The following is a 15721-nucleotide window of genomic DNA, read 5'->3' on the forward strand; positions in this document are numbered from 1 at the left end:
CCACACCCTGAAAGGCGTAGCCGGCACTTTATGCACAAATTACGACACGGCCCCGCGCGGCCCGGCCGCCGCCGCGCCGCGCCGCGAGGGCGCGCATGACCACGCTGTGGCATGTCCTTCCCGTGCCGCTGGCACTGTTCGTCGCGCTGGCCGCGCTGGGCGGCCTGGCCGTCGGCGGCTGGCTGACGCGGGTAACTCACCGCCTGCCGCGCATGATGGAACGCGAATGGCAGGCGCAATGCCAGGAGGCGGCGGGCCAGGCCCGGCCGGCCGCCAGCTACGGCTTGTGGGCGCCTGCCGCGCACTGCCCGCGGTGCGAAGCGCCCGTGACCGGCTGGCGCCGCCTGCCGCTGGCGGGCTGGCTGGCGCTGCGCGGCCGCTGCGCCGCCTGCCGGGCGCCGATCGGCTGGCGCTATCCCGCCATCGAGGCCATCACCTGCGTGCTGTTCGCGGCCTGCGCCTGGCGCTTCGGCGCCACGCCCATCGCGCTGTGCGCCATGGGGCTGTCGGCGGCGCTGGTGGCGCTGGCCTGGATCGATCTCGAATCGACCCTGCTGCCCGATGCCATCACTCTGCCACTGGCCTGGGCCGGCCTGCTGGTGAACCTGTTCGATGCCTTCACCCCGTTGTCGATGGCGGTAGTGGGCGCGGTGGCCGGCTATTCGTTCCTGTGGGTTATCTTTCATGCATTCCGCCTGCTGACGGGGCGCGAGGGCATGGGCTACGGCGACTTCAAGCTGCTGGCGGCGCTGGGCGCCTGGTTCGGCGTCGGCGCGTTGCCGATGCTGCTGCTGGCCGCGTCGGTGGCGGGGGTGGTGGTGGGCGGCGCGTTGACGCTCAGCGGCCGCGCCAGTCGCGGCCAGGCGTTGCCGTTCGGGCCCTACCTGGCGCTGGCGGGCGTGGCCGTGCTGCTGCTGGGCGGCGAGCAGGGCCTGGGATGGTTGCTGCATTGAGGGCGCGCGGGGCGCGCCGGTCCGGCCGGATCGCGGCCGCGAGGGAATGAAGAGCATGTTCAAGATCGGTCTGACAGGAGGCATCGGCTCGGGCAAGTCGCGCGTGGCCGACATGCTGGGCGAGTGGGGCGCGTCGGTGGTCGACACGGACGAGATCGCGCGCGCGCTGACAGCGGTCGGGGGCGCGGCCATGCCCGCCATCGAACGCGAGTTCGGGCCCGACGCGTTGACACCGGATGGCGCCCTCGACCGCGACTGGATGCGGGAACGCGCCTTCGCCGATCCGCGAGTCCGCCTGCGCCTTGAGGCCATCCTGCACCCGGCCATCGGCCATGAAACCGAACGCCAGGCCGAGGCCGCGCGCGGCGCCTATCTGGTGTTCGTGGTGCCGCTGCTGGTGGAGTCGATCACGCGCTGGCGCGACCGCGTCGATCGCATCTGCGTGGTCGATTGCGATCCCGAAACGCAGGTGGCGCGCGTGCAGTCGCGCAGCGGGCTGACGGACTCTGCCATCCGGCGTATCATGGCGGCACAGGCTGCGCGGGCCAGCCGGCTCGAAGTCGCGGATGACGTCATCGACAATGGCGGCGCGACCTCGCCGGAGCAATTGCGCGCGCAGGCGAAGACCCTGCATGACCGCTGGCTTGCGCTGGCGGCCGCGACGGGCCGGCAAGCCCCGGGCTTGGCCGGCACCCCTGAATAATCTCGGCCCGCGGGTCGACCTCTGATGGGCCTGTTTACAAGCGTGATTGTTTTCGAATATCCCTTCAATGAGCGCATCCGCGCTTACCTGCGGCTCGAATACCTGTTCGACAGGCTGTTCTTCTTTGCCCGCGAGGGGGATTCACGCCTGCACCAGGTCGCGGTCACCTCGTTGTTCGATCTGCTCGACGTCTGCGAGCGCACCGACGTGAAAGGCGCGGTGCTGCAGGATCTCGAACGCCAGCGCGTGGCGCTGGTGGGCCTGCGCGATCACCCCGGGGTGGCGCAGGACGCGCTCGAAGGCATGCTGCGCGAACTCGAAAAGGTCTCCTCGACCCTGGCCGCGCCCGGCAAGACCGGCCAGTCGCTGCGCGAGAACGAATGGCTCACCAGCCTGCGCGGCCGCCTGGCGGTGCCCGGCGGCGCCACCCAGGTGGACATGCCGTCGTACTACGCCTGGCAGCAAAAGCCCGAGGCCGCGCGCTGCGCGGACCTGCAGGCCTGGCTGGCGCCCTTCATCCCCCTGTTCGACGGCCTGACCATGGCGCTGCGCTTGCTGCGCGAGTCCGGCCGCAAGACCGACATCGTGGCCGAACAGGGCGCCTACCAGCAGATGCTGGGCGGCAAGCAGTACCAGTTGCTGCGCGTGTGGGTCGACCAGGCCCAGGGCGTATTCCCCGAGATCAGCGCCAACAAGTACATGATCTGGATCCGCTTTTCGACCCAGGACGGCGAGTTCAAGCCCCAGCAGGTGGCCCGCAGCATCCCGTTCCAGATGACCCTCTGCAATTCCTGATCCGTCCGGGCCTCCGGGCGCGGCAGCCGGCGGCGATCCCGCCCCGATTCCTGTTGCGGCCTATTTCAGCGGCAACGGACAATCACGGAAATGTCGGCCGCCTGGGTCACAATACGGCTTTCTCCGTCAGTGCCGGAACCGTATCCCATGTCCGATAGCCGTCCCGTTTCGTCGCCTTCCCGCTGGACCCGCCGCAGAATCATCGGGTTGGCGGTGCTTTTGCTGGTGGTCGCCGGCATCGCCTGGCTGGCGCTGCGGCCGGCCGCCAAGCCGGGTGGCGCGGGCGGCGGGCGTCCGGGCGCGGGCGGACGGCCCAACATGGCCGCGGCCATGGCCAACCTGGCCGTGCCGGTGCGGGTGGCCAGCGCCGTCACGCAGGACATCGACATCTTCCTCAAGTCCCTGGGCACCGTCACGGCCTACAACACTGTCACCGTGCGCAGCCGCGTCAGCGGCGAGCTGGTCGACGTGCCGTTCAAGGAAGGCCAGCAGGTCAAGGCCGGCGACCTGCTGGCGCAGGTCGACCCGCGCGCCTTCCAGGTGGCCCTGGACCAGGCCCGCGGCACCCAGATGCAGAACCTGGCGCTGCTGGAGAACGCGCGCCGCGACCTGCAGCGCTATCAGGCCCTGTTCAAGCAGGACTCCATCGCCAAGCAGCAGGTCGACACCCAGGCGGCGCTGGTGCGGCAATACGAAGGCACCATCAAGAGCGACCAGGCGAATGTCGACAATGCCCGCCTGCAGCTGGACTACGCCCGCATCACGGCGCCGATCAGCGGCCGCCTCGGCCTGCGCCAGGTCGACCGCGGCAACCTGGTGTCCAGCTCGGACACCAATGGCCTGGTGGTGATCACGCAGACCCAGCCGATCTCGGTGGTGTTCACGCTGCCCGAGACGCAATTGCCGGAAGTGCGCGCCGAACTGGCCCAGGGCCGCACCCTGGCGGTGGAGGCCTATGACCGCGCCGACACCCGCCGCATCGCGTCCGGCACGCTGGAGACGCTGGACAACCAGATCGACGTCACCACCGGCACCCTCAAGCTCAAGGCCAGGTTCGACAACCAGGACGACGCGCTGTTTCCCAACCAGTTTGTCAACGTGCGCCTGCACGTGCTGACGCGCAAGGGCGTGACCGCGATTCCAACGGCGGCGGTGCAGCAGGGCTCGGCCGGCGCCTTCGTGTTCCTGGTGCAGCCGGACAATACCGTGCAGGTCAGGCAGGTCAAGCTGGGCGCCATCAACAATGGCATGGTGGCCGTGAACGAGGGCCTGCAGCCGGGCGACCGCGTCGTCACCGAGGGCACCGACCGCCTGCGCGCCGGCGCCAAGGTCGAGGTGGTGGGCGGCGACGAGGTGATCCCCGCCGCCAAGGACAAGTCGCTGGGCGGGGGCGCGCCGGCGGGCACCACGCCCGCCACGCGCTGATCGGGGGGCCGCGCCGTGAGCCCGTCGCGCCTGTTCATCCTGCGGCCCGTGGCCACCACGCTGTCGATGGTGGCCATCCTGATCGCCGGCTTCATCGCCTACCGCCTGCTGCCGGTCTCGGCGCTGCCCGAAGTCGACTACCCCACCATCCAGGTGACCACGCTGTACCCGGGCGCCAGCCCGGACGTGATGACCTCGCTGGTGACCTCGCCGCTGGAGCGGCAGTTCGGCCAGATGCCGGGCCTGAACCAGATGTCGTCGACCAGTTCGGGCGGCGCCTCGGTCATCACCATGCAGTTCAACCTGACGCTGCCGCTGGACGTGGCCGAGCAGCAGGTGCAGGCCGCCATCAACGCGGCGTCGAACCTGCTGCCCAGCGACCTGCCGGTGCCGCCGACTTACAACAAGGTCAACCCGGCCGACGCGGCGGTGCTGACGCTGGCCATCACCTCGCCCACCATGCCCTTGCCGCAGGTGCGCGACCTGGTCGATACGCGGGTGGCGCAGAAGCTGTCGCAGATTCCGGGCGTGGGCCTGGTGAGCGTGGCGGGCGGGCAGCGCCCGGCCGTGCGGGTGCAGGTCAATCCGCAGGCGCTGGCGGCCAACGGCCTGGGGCTGACCGACCTGCGCACCGCGGTGGTGGGCGCCAACGTCAACCAGCCCAAGGGCAACCTGGACGGGCCGCTGCGCTCGACCACCATCAACGCCAATGACCAGCTCAAGTCGCCCACCGACTACAACGACCTGATCATCGCCTACAAGAACAACGCGCCGCTGCGCCTGTCGGACGTGGCGCGCGCGGTCGAGGGCGCCGAGGATACGCGCCAGGCCGCCTGGGCCGGCGACAAGCCGGCCATCCTGCTGAACATCCAGCGCCAGCCCGGCGCCAACGTCATCGACGTGGTCAACCGCATCCAGGCGCTGCTGCCGCAATTGCGCGCCGCGCTGCCGGCCACGCTGGACGTGGCGGTGGTGTCGGACCGCACCCAGACCATCCGCGATTCGGTGGCCGACGTGCAGTTCGAGATGCTGCTGGCGGTGGCGCTGGTGGTGATGGTGACCTTCGTGTTCCTGCGCAGCCTCACCGCGACGCTGATTCCCAGCGTGGTGGTGCCGCTGTCGCTGGTGGGCACCTTCGGCATCATGTACCTGGCCGGCTTCTCCATCAACAACCTGACGCTGATGGCGCTGACCATCGCCACTGGCTTCGTGGTGGACGACGCCATCGTCATGATCGAGAACATCGCCCGCCACATCGAAGAGGGCGAGACGCCGCTGCAGGCCGCGCTCAAGGGCGCGCAGCAGATCGGTTTCACGCTGATCTCGCTGACCTTTTCGCTGATCGCGGTGCTGATTCCGCTGCTGTTCATGACCGAGGTGGTGGGGCGGCTGTTCCGCGAGTTCGCCATCACGCTGGCGGTGTCGATCCTGATTTCGCTGGTGGTGTCGCTGACGCTGACGCCGATGATGTGCGCGCGACTGCTGCGCGCCGAGTCCGAGCAGAAGCACGGGCGCTTTCACCAGGTCACCGGCGCCTTTATCGACCGCACCATCGCCGCCTACGACCGCATGCTGCAGAAGGTGCTGCGGCACCAGCCGTTGACGCTGCTGGTGGCCCTGGCCACCTTCGCGCTGACGGTGCTGCTGTACATCCTGGTTCCCAAGGGCTTTTTCCCGCAGCAGGACACCGGACTGATCCAGGCCATCACACAGGCGCCGCAGTCCATTTCGTTCACCGCCATGGCCGAGCGCCAGCAGGCGGCGGCGCGGCTGGCGCTGGAGGATCCGGACGTGCAGGCGGTGTCGTCCTTCATCGGCGTGGACGGCAGCAACGCCACCCTCAGCGCCGGGCGCATGCAGATCGCGCTCAAGCCGCAGGCCGAGCGCAACGGCGACCTGCGCACGGTCATGGCGCGGCTGCAGGAAGCCTTCGGCAAGCAGGACGGCCTGACCGTCTACATGCAGCCGGTGCAGGACCTGACCATCGAGGACCGCGTCAGCCGCACGCAGTACCAGATGACCCTGTCCAATCCGGACCTGAAGGTGCTGAGCGAATGGACGCCCAAGCTGATCGACCGGCTGCGCCAGGTGCCGGGCCTGAAGGACGTGACCGATGACCTGCAGGACGACGGCCTGCAGACCTGGGTCGAAATCGACCGCGACGCGGCCTCGCGCCTGGGCATCACGGCGGCGGTGGTGGACGAGGCGCTGTACGACGCTTTCGGCCAGCGCCTGATCTCGACCATCTTCACCCAGTCCAACCAGTACCGCGTGGTGCTGGAGGTGCAGCCGCAGTTCCAGATGAACCCGGCCTCGCTCGGCCAGATCCACGTGCCGACCTCGACCGGCGCGCAGGTACCGCTGTCGTCGATTGCCCGCATCACCGAGGGCAAGACGGTGCTGGCGGTGAACCGGCTGGACCAGTTCCCGATGGTCACGGTGTCGTTCAATCTGGCGCAGGGCGCATCGCTGTCGGCCGCGGTCGAGGCAATCACCGCGGCCGAGGCCGAGATCGGCATGCCGGCCAGCGTCGAGACGCGCTTCCAGGGCGCGGCGCTGGCGTTCCAGAATTCGCTGTCGAGCACGCTGTGGCTGATCCTGGCGGCCATCGTCACCATGTACATCGTGCTGGGCGTGCTGTACGAAAGCTACATCCACCCGATCACCATTCTGTCGACGCTGCCGTCGGCCGGCGTGGGGGCGCTGCTGGCGCTGCTGATCAGCGGCACCGAGCTCGACATGATCGGCATCATCGGCATCATCCTGCTGATCGGCATCGTCAAGAAGAACGCCATCATGATGATCGACTTCGCGCTCGACGCCGAGCGCAAGCGCGGCCTGTCGCCGCGCGCGGCGATCCATGAGGCGGCGCTGCTGCGTTTCCGGCCGATCCTGATGACCACGCTGGCGGCGTTGTTCGGCGCGCTGCCGCTGATGCTGTCCACGGGCACGGGCGCCGAGCTGCGCCAGCCGCTGGGCCTGGTGATGGTGGGCGGCCTGCTGCTGAGCCAGGTGCTGACGCTGTTCACCACGCCGGTGATCTACCTGATGTTCGACCGCATGTCGCGGCGCTGGCGCGGCATGCGCGAGGCGCGCGCCGGGAGCGCGCCGTGATCCTGTCGGCGCCCTTCATCGTCCGGCCGGTGGCGACCACGCTGCTGTCGCTGGCGGTCGTGCTGGCGGGCATGCTGTCGTTCTTCCTGTTGCCGGTGGCGCCGCTGCCGCAGATGGACATTCCCACCATCTCGGTGTCGGCCAGCCTGCCCGGCGCCAGCCCGGAGACCATGGCGTCCAGTGTCGCCACGCCGCTGGAGCGCTCGCTGGGCAGCATCGCCGGCGTGACCGAGATGACTTCCAGCAGCACGCAGGGTTCGACGCGGGTGACCTTGCAGTTCGACCTGTCGCGCGACATCAACGGCGCCGCGCGCGACGTGCAGGCGGCCATCAACGCCGCCCGCTCGCTGCTGCCGACCAGCCTGCGCAGCAACCCCACGTACCACAAGTCCAATCCCTCGGACGCGCCCATCATGACGCTGGCGATGACGTCCGACACCCTGAGCCAGGGCCAGATGTACGACCTGGCCTCGACCATCGTGGCGCAGAAGCTGTCGCAGGTCGATGGCGTGGGCGAGGTCACGGTGGGCGGCAGTTCGCTGCCGGCGGTGCGCGTGACGGTGCTGCCGGGCGCGCTGGCCAATCGCGGGGTGTCGCTGGACGAAGTGCGCACGGCGCTGGCCAATGCCAACGCCAACCGGCCCAAGGGCGTGCTGGAAAACGACCAGTACCACTGGCAGATCATGGTCAACGATCAGCTCAGCCGCGCCGAACAGTACCGGCCGCTGATCGTGGCCTGGCGCGACGGCGCGCCGGTGCGGGTGTCGGACGTGGCCAGGGTCGAGGATTCGGTCGAGGACCTGTACCAGACCGGCTTCTACAACCAGCGCAACGCGATCCTGATGATCGTGCGGCGCCAGGCCGACGCCAACATCATCGAAACCGTGGATGCGGTGCGCGCGCAACTGCCGACGCTGCTGGCGCTGATGCCGGCCGACGTGCAGCTGACCGTGGCGCAGGACCGCACCCCCAGCATCCGCGCCTCGCTGCACGAGGCCGAGCTGACGCTGATCATCGCGGTGGGCCTGGTGGTGCTGGTGGTGCTGCTGTTCCTGCGGCGCTGGCGCGCGGCCATCATCCCCAGCGTCGCGGTGCCGGTGTCGCTGATAGGCACTTTCTGCGTCATGTATCTGTGCGGCTTCACGCTCAACACCATCTCGCTGATGGCGCTGATCGTGGCCACCGGCTTCGTGGTGGACGATGCCATCGTGGTGCTGGAGAACATCATGCGGCACGTCGAGAACGGCATGTCGCCGATGCGGGCGGCGCTGCGCGGCTCGCGCGAGGTGGGCTTCACGGTGCTGTCGATGAGCCTGTCGCTGGTGGCGGTGTTCATTCCGATCCTGCTGATGGGCGGGGTGGCGGGGCGCCTGTTCCGGGAATTCGCGGTGACGCTGTCGGCCTCCATCATGGTGTCGCTGGTGGTGTCGCTGACGCTGACGCCGATGATGTGCGCGCGCCTGCTCAAGGCCGAGCCCAAGGAACCGAAGCCGCCCGGCCGGCTGGCGCGCTGGGCCGAGGACGGCTTTGCCTGGATGCAGGACGGCTACCGCCGCAGCCTGGCGTGGGCGCTGGCGCACAGCCGCCTGATGATGCTGGTCCTGGCGGCGGCGGTGGGCCTGAACGTGTACCTGTACACCGTCGTGCCCAAGGGCTTCTTCCCGCAGCAGGACACCGGCCAGCTGCTGGGCTTTTTCCGGGTGGACCAGGGCACGTCGTTCCAGGCCACGGTGCCCAAGCTGGAGGCCTTGCGCAAGGTGGTGCTGGCCGATCCGGCGGTGCAGAGCATGACCGGCTACGCCGGCGGGCGCGGCGGCAGCAACAGCAGCTTCATGCAGATCCAGCTCAAGCCGCTGGGCGAGCGCAATGTCTCGGCCGAGCAGGTCATCAACCGCCTGCGGGCGCGGCTGCAGAACATGCCGGGCGCGCGCATGTTCCTGGTGGCGCAGCAGGACATCCGCGTCGGCGGCCGCCAGAGCCAGGGTTCCTATGACTACACGCTGATGTCCGGCGACCTGCAACTGCTGCGTTCGTGGATGCCCAAGGTGCAGCAGGCCATGGCCAAGGTTCCGGAGATCACCGACGTCGATACCGACGTCGAGGACAAGGGCCGCGAGATCAACCTGGTGATCGACCGCGACGCCGCCACCCGGCTGGGCGTGAGCATGGCGACGATCTCGACCGTGCTGAACAACTCCTTCAGCCAGCGCCAGGTGTCGGTGATGTACGGGCCGCTGAACCAGTACCACGTGGTGCTGGGGGTGGACCCGAAGTTCGCGCAGGACATCGAGTCGCTCAAACAGGTCGAGGTGATCACCGCCAGCGGGGCGCGGGTGCCGATGGCGGCCTTCGCCCGCTTCGAGAACGCCAATGCCCCGCTGAGCGTGCAGCACCAGGGCTTGTTCGTGGCCGATACGGTGTCGTTCAGCCTGGCGCCGGGCGTGTCGCTGGGCCAGGCCACCGCCGCCATCGACGCGGCCGTGGCGCGCATCGGCCTGCCGTCGGACCAGATTCAGGCCGGTTTCCAGGGCACGGCGGCAGTGCTGCAGCAGACGCTGGCGCAGCAGCCCTGGCTGATCCTGGCGGCGCTGGTCACCATGTATATCGTGCTGGGCATCCTGTACGAGAGCTTCGTGCATCCGCTGACGATCCTGTCGACGCTGCCGTCGGCCGGGCTGGGCGCGTTGCTGGCGCTGCTGCTGGTGCGCACCGACTTCACGTTGATCGCGCTGATCGGGGTGTTCCTGCTGATCGGCATCGTCAAGAAGAACGCCATCATGATGGTGGACTTCGCGCTCGAGGCCGAGCGCAATCAGGGCATGGCGCCCAAGGAAGCCATCTTCCAGGCCTGCCTGACGCGCTTCCGGCCGATCATGATGACCACCATGGCCGCCATCTTCGGCGCGTTGCCGCTGGTGGTGGCCACGGGCGCCGGCGTCGAGATGCGCCAGCCGCTGGGCATTACCATCGTGGGCGGACTGGTGCTGAGCCAGGTCCTGACGCTGTACACCACGCCGGTGGTCTATCTCTACCTTGACCGTTTCCGCCTCTGGGCCGCGCGCGGGCGCGCCCGGCGTGGCGGGGCCGCTTCGATAGAACAACTATGATCCGCAACGCCAAGCCTTTTCCTTCCGCCTTCCTGCCGCGCGCCGGCATCACTCTGGCGCTATGCGCGGCGCTGGCCGCCTGCGCCGTCGGTCCCGACTACCAGCGGCCGGCGCTGGACGTGGGCGCGACCTACAAGGAAGGCCAGGACGAGGTGCCGGGTTGGAAGCGCGCCGAGCCGCGCGACGACGCCGACCGCGGCCAGTGGTGGCGCGTCTATGACGACGCCACGCTCAATGGCCTGGTGGACAACCTCAATGCCTCCAACCAGACCATTGCCCAGGCCGAGGCGAACTACCGCCAGGCGCTGGGCCTGGTGCGCGGCGCCCGCGCCGGCTTCTTCCCCACCGTGGGGGCGGGCGCCGGCCTGACCCGTTCGGGCAGTGGCGGCGGCAGCGGCGGTTCGTCGTCCGCCGCGTCGGGCGGCGGCGGCAACGTGTCCAACCAGTATTCGCTGACCGGCAGCGTCAGTTGGGAGCTGGATGTGTGGGGCCGGGTGCGCCGCAGCGTCGAGTCGTCCGAGGCCAGCGCCGCGGCCAGCCTGGCCGATCTGGCCGCGACCCGCCTGAGCGCGCAGGCCGCGTTGGTGCAGGCCTATCTGCAACTGCGCGTGCTGGACGAACAGAAGCGCCTGCTGGACGCCACAGTGGCGGCCTACGAGAAATCGCTGCAGTTGACGCAGAACCGCTACAACGTGGGCGTGGCGGGGCAGTCGGACGTGGCGGTGGCGCGCACCCAGGTCGAAAGCACGCGCGCGCAGTCGATCGACCTGGACTGGCAGCGCGGCCAGTACGAACACGCGATCGCGGTGCTGATGGGCCAGGCGCCGTCGCGCTTCAGCCTGCCGCCGGCGCCGTTCTCGCTGCAATTGCCGCGGATTCCGGTGGGGCTGCCGTCCGAGCTGCTGGAGCGCCGTCCCGACGTGGCCGCCGCCGAGCGCCGCGCGGCCGCCGCCAATGCGCAGATCGGCGTGGCGCAGGCGGCCTGGTTCCCCAGCCTGACCCTGTCGGCCGACGGGGGCTTTCGCAACGGCCAGTTCGCCGAACTGCTGACCGCGCCGGCGCGCTTCTGGTCGCTGGGGCCGGCGCTGGCGCTGACGATTTTCGACGGCGGCGCGCGCCAGGCGCAGGTCGAGCAGGCCCGCGCCTCCTACGATGCGCAGGCGGCGGCCTACCGCCAGGCGGCGCTGACCGGGCTGCGCGAGGTCGAGGACTACCTGATCCAGCTGCGTGTGATGGAGAGCGAACAGACCGTGCAGCGCCGCGCGCTGGAATCGGCGCGCGAATCGCTGCGGCTGATCCAGAACCAGTACAAGGCCGGCCTGGTCGATTACCTGAGCGTGGCGGTGGTGGACGCCACCGCGCTCAGCAACGAACGCAGCGCGCTCAGCCTGTATGGCAACCGGCTGGTGGCCAGCGTCAACCTGATCGTCGCGCTGGGCGGCGGCTGGGATGGCCTGGCGCCGGCGCAAGGCGGCGCGGCGGCCAACGGCCAGGCCGGTGGCGGCCAGCCGGTCAACCAACCTTAGGGATAACGCCCGATTCCTCCTTCTCCCGATTGACAAGCCGGGGCCCCGGGTTCTTAATGCGGAAAAAGTGACCGCATGGTCACTTCGGGCGCCAGCCCGCGACGCGATGTCCTGCCCATGGCAAGGGCGCCCGTGTCGAACCGCGAAGTACCGATGCACCCGATTCCGTTTGATCAATCGAACACTTCACACGAAGGGGAAAGAGGATGGGCAGGTTGTTTCGTGCAGGGACAGGCGCCGCCGCGGTCTGCGTCGGCGTGGCCGCGATGGCGGGCGCAATGGCCGCGCCGGCGGCCGCGGCCAAGTGGCCGGAACGGCCCATCACCCTGATCGTGCCGTTCCCGCCCGGGGGCACCACCGATATCTTCGCGCGCACCATCGCCGAGCACATGCGGCCGGCGCTGGGCCAGTCCATCGTGGTCGAGAACAAGCCCGGCGCCGCCGGCAACCTGGGCGTGGCCGCCGCCACGCGCGCCCAGCCGGACGGCTACACCATCGTGCTGGGTTCGGTCGGCACGCAGAGCGTCAATCAGTTCCTGTACGGCAACATCGGCTTCAATCCCGCCACCGACCTGGTGCCGCTGGGCATGATCGCGTCCACGCCCAATGTGATGGCGGTGGCGGCTGGCTCGCCATGGCGCACGTTGCAGGATGTCATGGCCGCGGTGAAGAAAGACCCGGGCAAGTATTCCTACGCCTCGCCGGGCATCGGCTCGTCGGTGCACCTGACGGGCGCCTACTTCGAATCGATGGCGGGTCTGCAGATGCTGCACGTGCCGTTCAAGGGCTCGTCGGCGGCAATCCCCGCGGTGATCGGCGGCCAGGTCGACATCCTGATGGACAACCTGCCCAGTTCGATGGCCGCGCTCAAGGCCGGTGACCGTCTGCGCGGCATCGCGGTCACGTCGGCCGAGCGCAGCCCCGCCGCGCCCGATCTGCCCACCATGGCCGAGGCCGGCCTGCCGGGCTTCGAAGTCACCGCGTGGTCGGGCCTGTATGCGCCGCGCGGCACGCCGGCGCCGGTGGTCGACAAGCTGATCGCCGCCATGAAGCAGGCGCTGCAATCGCCGGCCCTGAAACAGTCGCTGGCGCAAGGCGGCGCGACCCCGGGCAACCTGTTTGGCGCCGACCTGGCGGCCTTCGAGGTGAAGGAACGCGACAAGTGGGGCAAGCTGATCCAGAGCCGCGGCATCAAGGCGGATTGAGGCGAGAGGGCGGCCGGGGCCTGTCCGGCCGCGATCCTCCCGCCGGCGCCGGCCTGAAGCGCCGGCGGCGCGGGACCGGGCCGAGCCGTCAGGCGGCCAGCGCGAATGCCGCCGGGTCGACCGCGGGGCGGCGCCCGCGCATCAGGTCCACCAGCATCCGGGCGCTGCCCGCCGCCAGCGTGAAACCCAGGCCGCCGTGCCCGGCGTTCAACCACAGGTTGCGCCACGGCGTGGCGCCGATCAGCGGCTTGCCATCGGGCCGCGCCGGACGCAAACCGGCCCAGGGCTGCGGCGCGCCGGCGGGGTTCAGGCGCGGGAAGAAGCGCGCCACATCCGCCGCCAGGCTGTCCGTGCGCAGCGGGTCGATGGCCGCATCGGCGGCGCCGATGTCGACCATGCCCGCGACCCGCAGGCGCTGCCCCAGGCGCGCATAGACGACTTTGCGGCCGATGTCGCTGATGCTCGATACCGGCGCCACGCTGTCCGCTGTCAGGGTGTAGGTGAGGCTGTAGCCCTTGAGCGGATAGATGCGCAGGTCCAGCCCGAGACGGCGCGCCAGGGCCTGGGCGCCGATGCCGCCCGCCAGCACGTACTGGTCGGCTTGCAGTTCGCCTTGCGGCGTGGCCAGCGCCACGATGCGGCCGCCTTCGCCGCGCAGGGCCGTGACCGGGGTGTCGAAGTGAAAATCCACCGCGCCGGGCGCGGCGCGCAACAGGCGTTCGAGTTCGGTGCACAGCCGCAGGCAGTCGCCGGCGTCCTCGGTCGGCGTGTAGATGGCGCCGGCGATACTGGCGCCGATGTCGGCCAGCGCCGGTTCCAGGTCGAGGCAGGCCTGGCGGTCCAGGGCGCGCTGCGCGCAGCCGAGCGTCGCCTGATAATCCATCTGCGCCAGCGCGCGGCCGTAGGCGGCGGCGTCCTGGTACACCAGCAGCTTGCCGCGCGAACTGAAATCGAAGTCGGGCCGTTCGCGTCCCACCAGTTCGTGCACGCACTGGCGGCTGTAGAGTCCCAGCGCAAGCAGTTCGCGGGTGGTGGCGCGGCTGCGGCCGCGGGTGCAGGCGCGCAGGAAATCCAGGCACCAGCGCCATTGCGCCGGATCCAGCCGCGGCCGCCAGCGCAGCGGCGTGTCGCGGCCCAGCAGCCAGGCAGGCAGCTTGGGCAGCACGGCGGGGTCGGCCAGCGGCGCGACGAAGCTGTAGCTGAGCTGGGCGCCATTGGCCCGGCTGGTGGCCAGGCCCGGGCCCGGGCCGGCGTCGACCACGCTGACCCGATGGCCCTCGCGATGCAGGTAGTAGGCGGTGGCCATGCCGACCACGCCGGCGCCGATGACGACTGTGTGCATGATGCTCCGAAGGTGGGGCGTCGTGCGCCGACGACGCCGGATGGCGGGATTCAGGCGGCCCAGGCGGGCGTCTCGAAGCCGGGCGCGGCGCGGTCCGCGCCGCGCAGCAGGCGGCCGGGGCGGGCGCCAGTGGCGGCGCCGCGCTCCTCCACCAGCTGGCCGTTGACCAGCACCGCCTGGATGCCGGCGGACGGTTGCAGCGGCTCGGCGAAGGTGGCCAGGTCGGCCACCACGGCGGGGTCGAACACCACCACGTCGGCGTAGCAACCGGCGCGCAGCACGCCGCGGTCGCGCAGGCCGAACTGGGCCGCCGTCAGGCTGGTCATGCGGCGGATCGCCTCTTCCATGCCCAGCACGCGCATCTCGCGCACGTATCGCCCCAGCACCCGCGAAAACGCGCCCCACAGGCGCGGGTGCGGCCGCTGGTCGTGCGGCAGGCCGTCGGAACCGATCATCACGCTGCCGTGGCCGATGACGCGCTTGACGTCGTCCTCGTCCATCGAGAAATAGATGGCGCCGCCGGGCGACAGTTCCTCGGCCAGCCGCTGCGGATCCTTGCCCTCGCGCGCCGCCAGTTCGCGCAGGTCCACGCCCTGGATCTCGGGCCGCGTCTGCGACCACGTGACGATGATCTTCTCGCCGGCCGGCACGCGACGCGGTTCCAGGATGGTGGACGAGGCGGCGTAGGGATAGACGTCCATGCCCAGCGGCTGGTCGGCGCGGGCGCGGTCGAACAGCGCCAGCGTTTCGGCGGTGCGGCCGTGGTTGTGCTTGCCGGTGACCTTGTGGTGCGACAGGATCGCCGGCACGTCGGCGGCGCGGCCGATCAGGAAGGCTTCTTCCATGGCGTCGCAGACGTGGTCGGCCTCGTCGCGCAGGTGGGTGGTGTACAGGCCCTGCCAGGACGCCAGCGGCTCGGCCACGCCGATTACCTCCTCGGTGCTGGCGTGCATGGCGGTGGGGTAATACAGGCCGGTGGACAGGCCCGCCGCGCCGGCGGCCATGGCCTGGTCCAGCGCGTGCCGCATGGCGGCGATCTCGCGCTTGTCGGCGGGCCGGTCCAGGCGCTCCATGGCCGACACTCGCAGGCTGGAATGCCCCACCAGCGCCAGGCTGTTGACCGCGGCCGGGCTGGCGTCGAGGGCGGCGGCGTAGTCCTGCATGCGGGCGTACAGTTCGCCGGTGTGCTGCGCCAGCAGATTAAGGGGCGGCGGCACGGTGTCGCCGGGCGCGTGCACCGGCGCCAGGCTGATGCCGCAGTTGCCGGTGACCACGGTGGTGACCCCCTGGCTGACCTTGGGCCGCATCAGCGGCGAACCGAGCAAGGCGCGGTCGTCGTGGGTGTGGCAGTCGATGAAGCCCGGCGCCACCACCTGGCCGCTCGCGTCGATGCGGCGCCGCGCCCGCCAGCCCGAGCCGTCGCCGATGGCGGCGATGCGCTCGCCGTTGATCGCCAGGTCGGCGCGGCGCGCCGGGCCGCCCAGGCCGTCGGCGACCAGGCCGCCGCTGATGATGAGGTCGTATTCCTGCGGGTCGGGTTGCGCGGGCATG

Annotated in this window: 10 protein-coding genes; 8 read left to right on the forward strand and 2 right to left on the reverse strand. The window is 70.2% G+C overall.

Annotated features, from left to right (window positions below; translation table 11 throughout):
• Positions 1-95: 95 nt before the first annotated feature.
• From AruCF_RS01825 to AruCF_RS01860, 8 genes are all read left to right on the forward strand, one after another.
• Complete coding sequence (locus tag AruCF_RS01825; RefSeq protein ID WP_049071007.1) at positions 96-953, forward strand: prepilin peptidase; 858 nt, start codon at positions 96-98, stop codon at positions 951-953.
• Between the two features lie 55 nt (positions 954-1008).
• Positions 1009-1656, forward strand: a complete 648-nt coding sequence (gene coaE, locus AruCF_RS01830) for a dephospho-CoA kinase (protein ID WP_049077416.1) — start codon at positions 1009-1011, stop codon at positions 1654-1656.
• Between the two features lie 42 nt (positions 1657-1698).
• On the forward strand, positions 1699-2451 hold the full coding sequence (gene zapD, locus AruCF_RS01835) for a cell division protein ZapD (protein ID WP_049077418.1): 753 nt from the start codon (positions 1699-1701) through the stop codon (positions 2449-2451).
• 147 nt (positions 2452-2598) lie between these two features.
• Complete coding sequence (locus AruCF_RS01840; protein ID WP_049071008.1) at positions 2599-3876, forward strand: MdtA/MuxA family multidrug efflux RND transporter periplasmic adaptor subunit; 1278 nt, start codon at positions 2599-2601, stop codon at positions 3874-3876.
• Between the two features lie 15 nt (positions 3877-3891).
• Entirely contained in the window at positions 3892-6990 is a 3099-nt protein-coding gene (locus AruCF_RS01845; RefSeq protein WP_049071010.1) for an MdtB/MuxB family multidrug efflux RND transporter permease subunit, read from the forward strand.
• Positions 6987-10097, forward strand: a complete 3111-nt coding sequence (locus AruCF_RS01850) for a multidrug efflux RND transporter permease subunit (RefSeq protein ID WP_049071012.1) — start codon at positions 6987-6989, stop codon at positions 10095-10097. Before AruCF_RS01845 ends, AruCF_RS01850 begins: the two co-directional genes overlap by 4 nt.
• Positions 10094-11623 (forward strand): efflux transporter outer membrane subunit, encoded by a 1530-nt coding sequence (locus AruCF_RS01855; protein WP_049071014.1) that lies wholly within the window; start codon positions 10094-10096, stop codon positions 11621-11623. The genes AruCF_RS01850 and AruCF_RS01855 overlap by 4 nt, the downstream gene beginning before the upstream one ends.
• Positions 11624-11829: 206 nt before the next feature.
• The gene (locus AruCF_RS01860; RefSeq protein WP_049071017.1) at positions 11830-12828 is read left to right on the forward strand and encodes a Bug family tripartite tricarboxylate transporter substrate binding protein; all 999 of its coding nucleotides are present in this window, start codon (positions 11830-11832) and stop codon (positions 12826-12828) included.
• A gap of 88 nt (positions 12829-12916) precedes the next feature.
• On the opposite strand, the gene AruCF_RS01865 is transcribed toward AruCF_RS01860, so the two are convergent.
• Positions 12917-14170 (reverse strand): D-amino acid dehydrogenase, encoded by a 1254-nt coding sequence (locus AruCF_RS01865; protein ID WP_049071019.1) that lies wholly within the window; start codon positions 14168-14170, stop codon positions 12917-12919.
• Positions 14171-14220: 50 nt separating this feature from the next.
• Complete coding sequence (locus AruCF_RS01870) at positions 14221-15720, reverse strand: N-acyl-D-amino-acid deacylase family protein (protein ID WP_049071021.1); 1500 nt, start codon at positions 15718-15720, stop codon at positions 14221-14223.
• Between the last annotated feature and the right edge of the window lies 1 nt (position 15721).

This window comes from Achromobacter ruhlandii (genome assembly GCF_002082135.1).
Taxonomy (GTDB): Bacteria; Pseudomonadota; Gammaproteobacteria; order Burkholderiales; family Burkholderiaceae_B; genus Achromobacter; species Achromobacter ruhlandii.

What these genes read in the sequence shown, in the direction of transcription:
- AruCF_RS01825 (WP_049071007.1), top strand. Translation starts at nt 96, where the DNA reads ATGACCACGCTGTGGCATGTCCTTCCCGTGCCGCTGGCACTGTTCGTC.
- coaE (WP_049077416.1), top strand. Translation starts at nt 1,009, where the DNA reads ATGTTCAAGATCGGTCTGACAGGAGGCATCGGCTCGGGCAAGTCGCGC.
- AruCF_RS01840 (WP_049071008.1), top strand. Translation starts at nt 2,599, where the DNA reads ATGTCCGATAGCCGTCCCGTTTCGTCGCCTTCCCGCTGGACCCGCCGC.
- AruCF_RS01855 (WP_049071014.1), top strand. Translation starts at nt 10,094, where the DNA reads ATGATCCGCAACGCCAAGCCTTTTCCTTCCGCCTTCCTGCCGCGCGCC.
- AruCF_RS01860 (WP_049071017.1), top strand. Translation starts at nt 11,830, where the DNA reads ATGGGCAGGTTGTTTCGTGCAGGGACAGGCGCCGCCGCGGTCTGCGTC.
- AruCF_RS01865 (WP_049071019.1), bottom strand. Translation starts at nt 14,170, where the DNA reads ATGCACACAGTCGTCATCGGCGCCGGCGTGGTCGGCATGGCCACCGCC.
- AruCF_RS01870 (WP_049071021.1), bottom strand. Translation starts at nt 15,720, where the DNA reads ATGCCCGCGCAACCCGACCCGCAGGAATACGACCTCATCATCAGCGGC.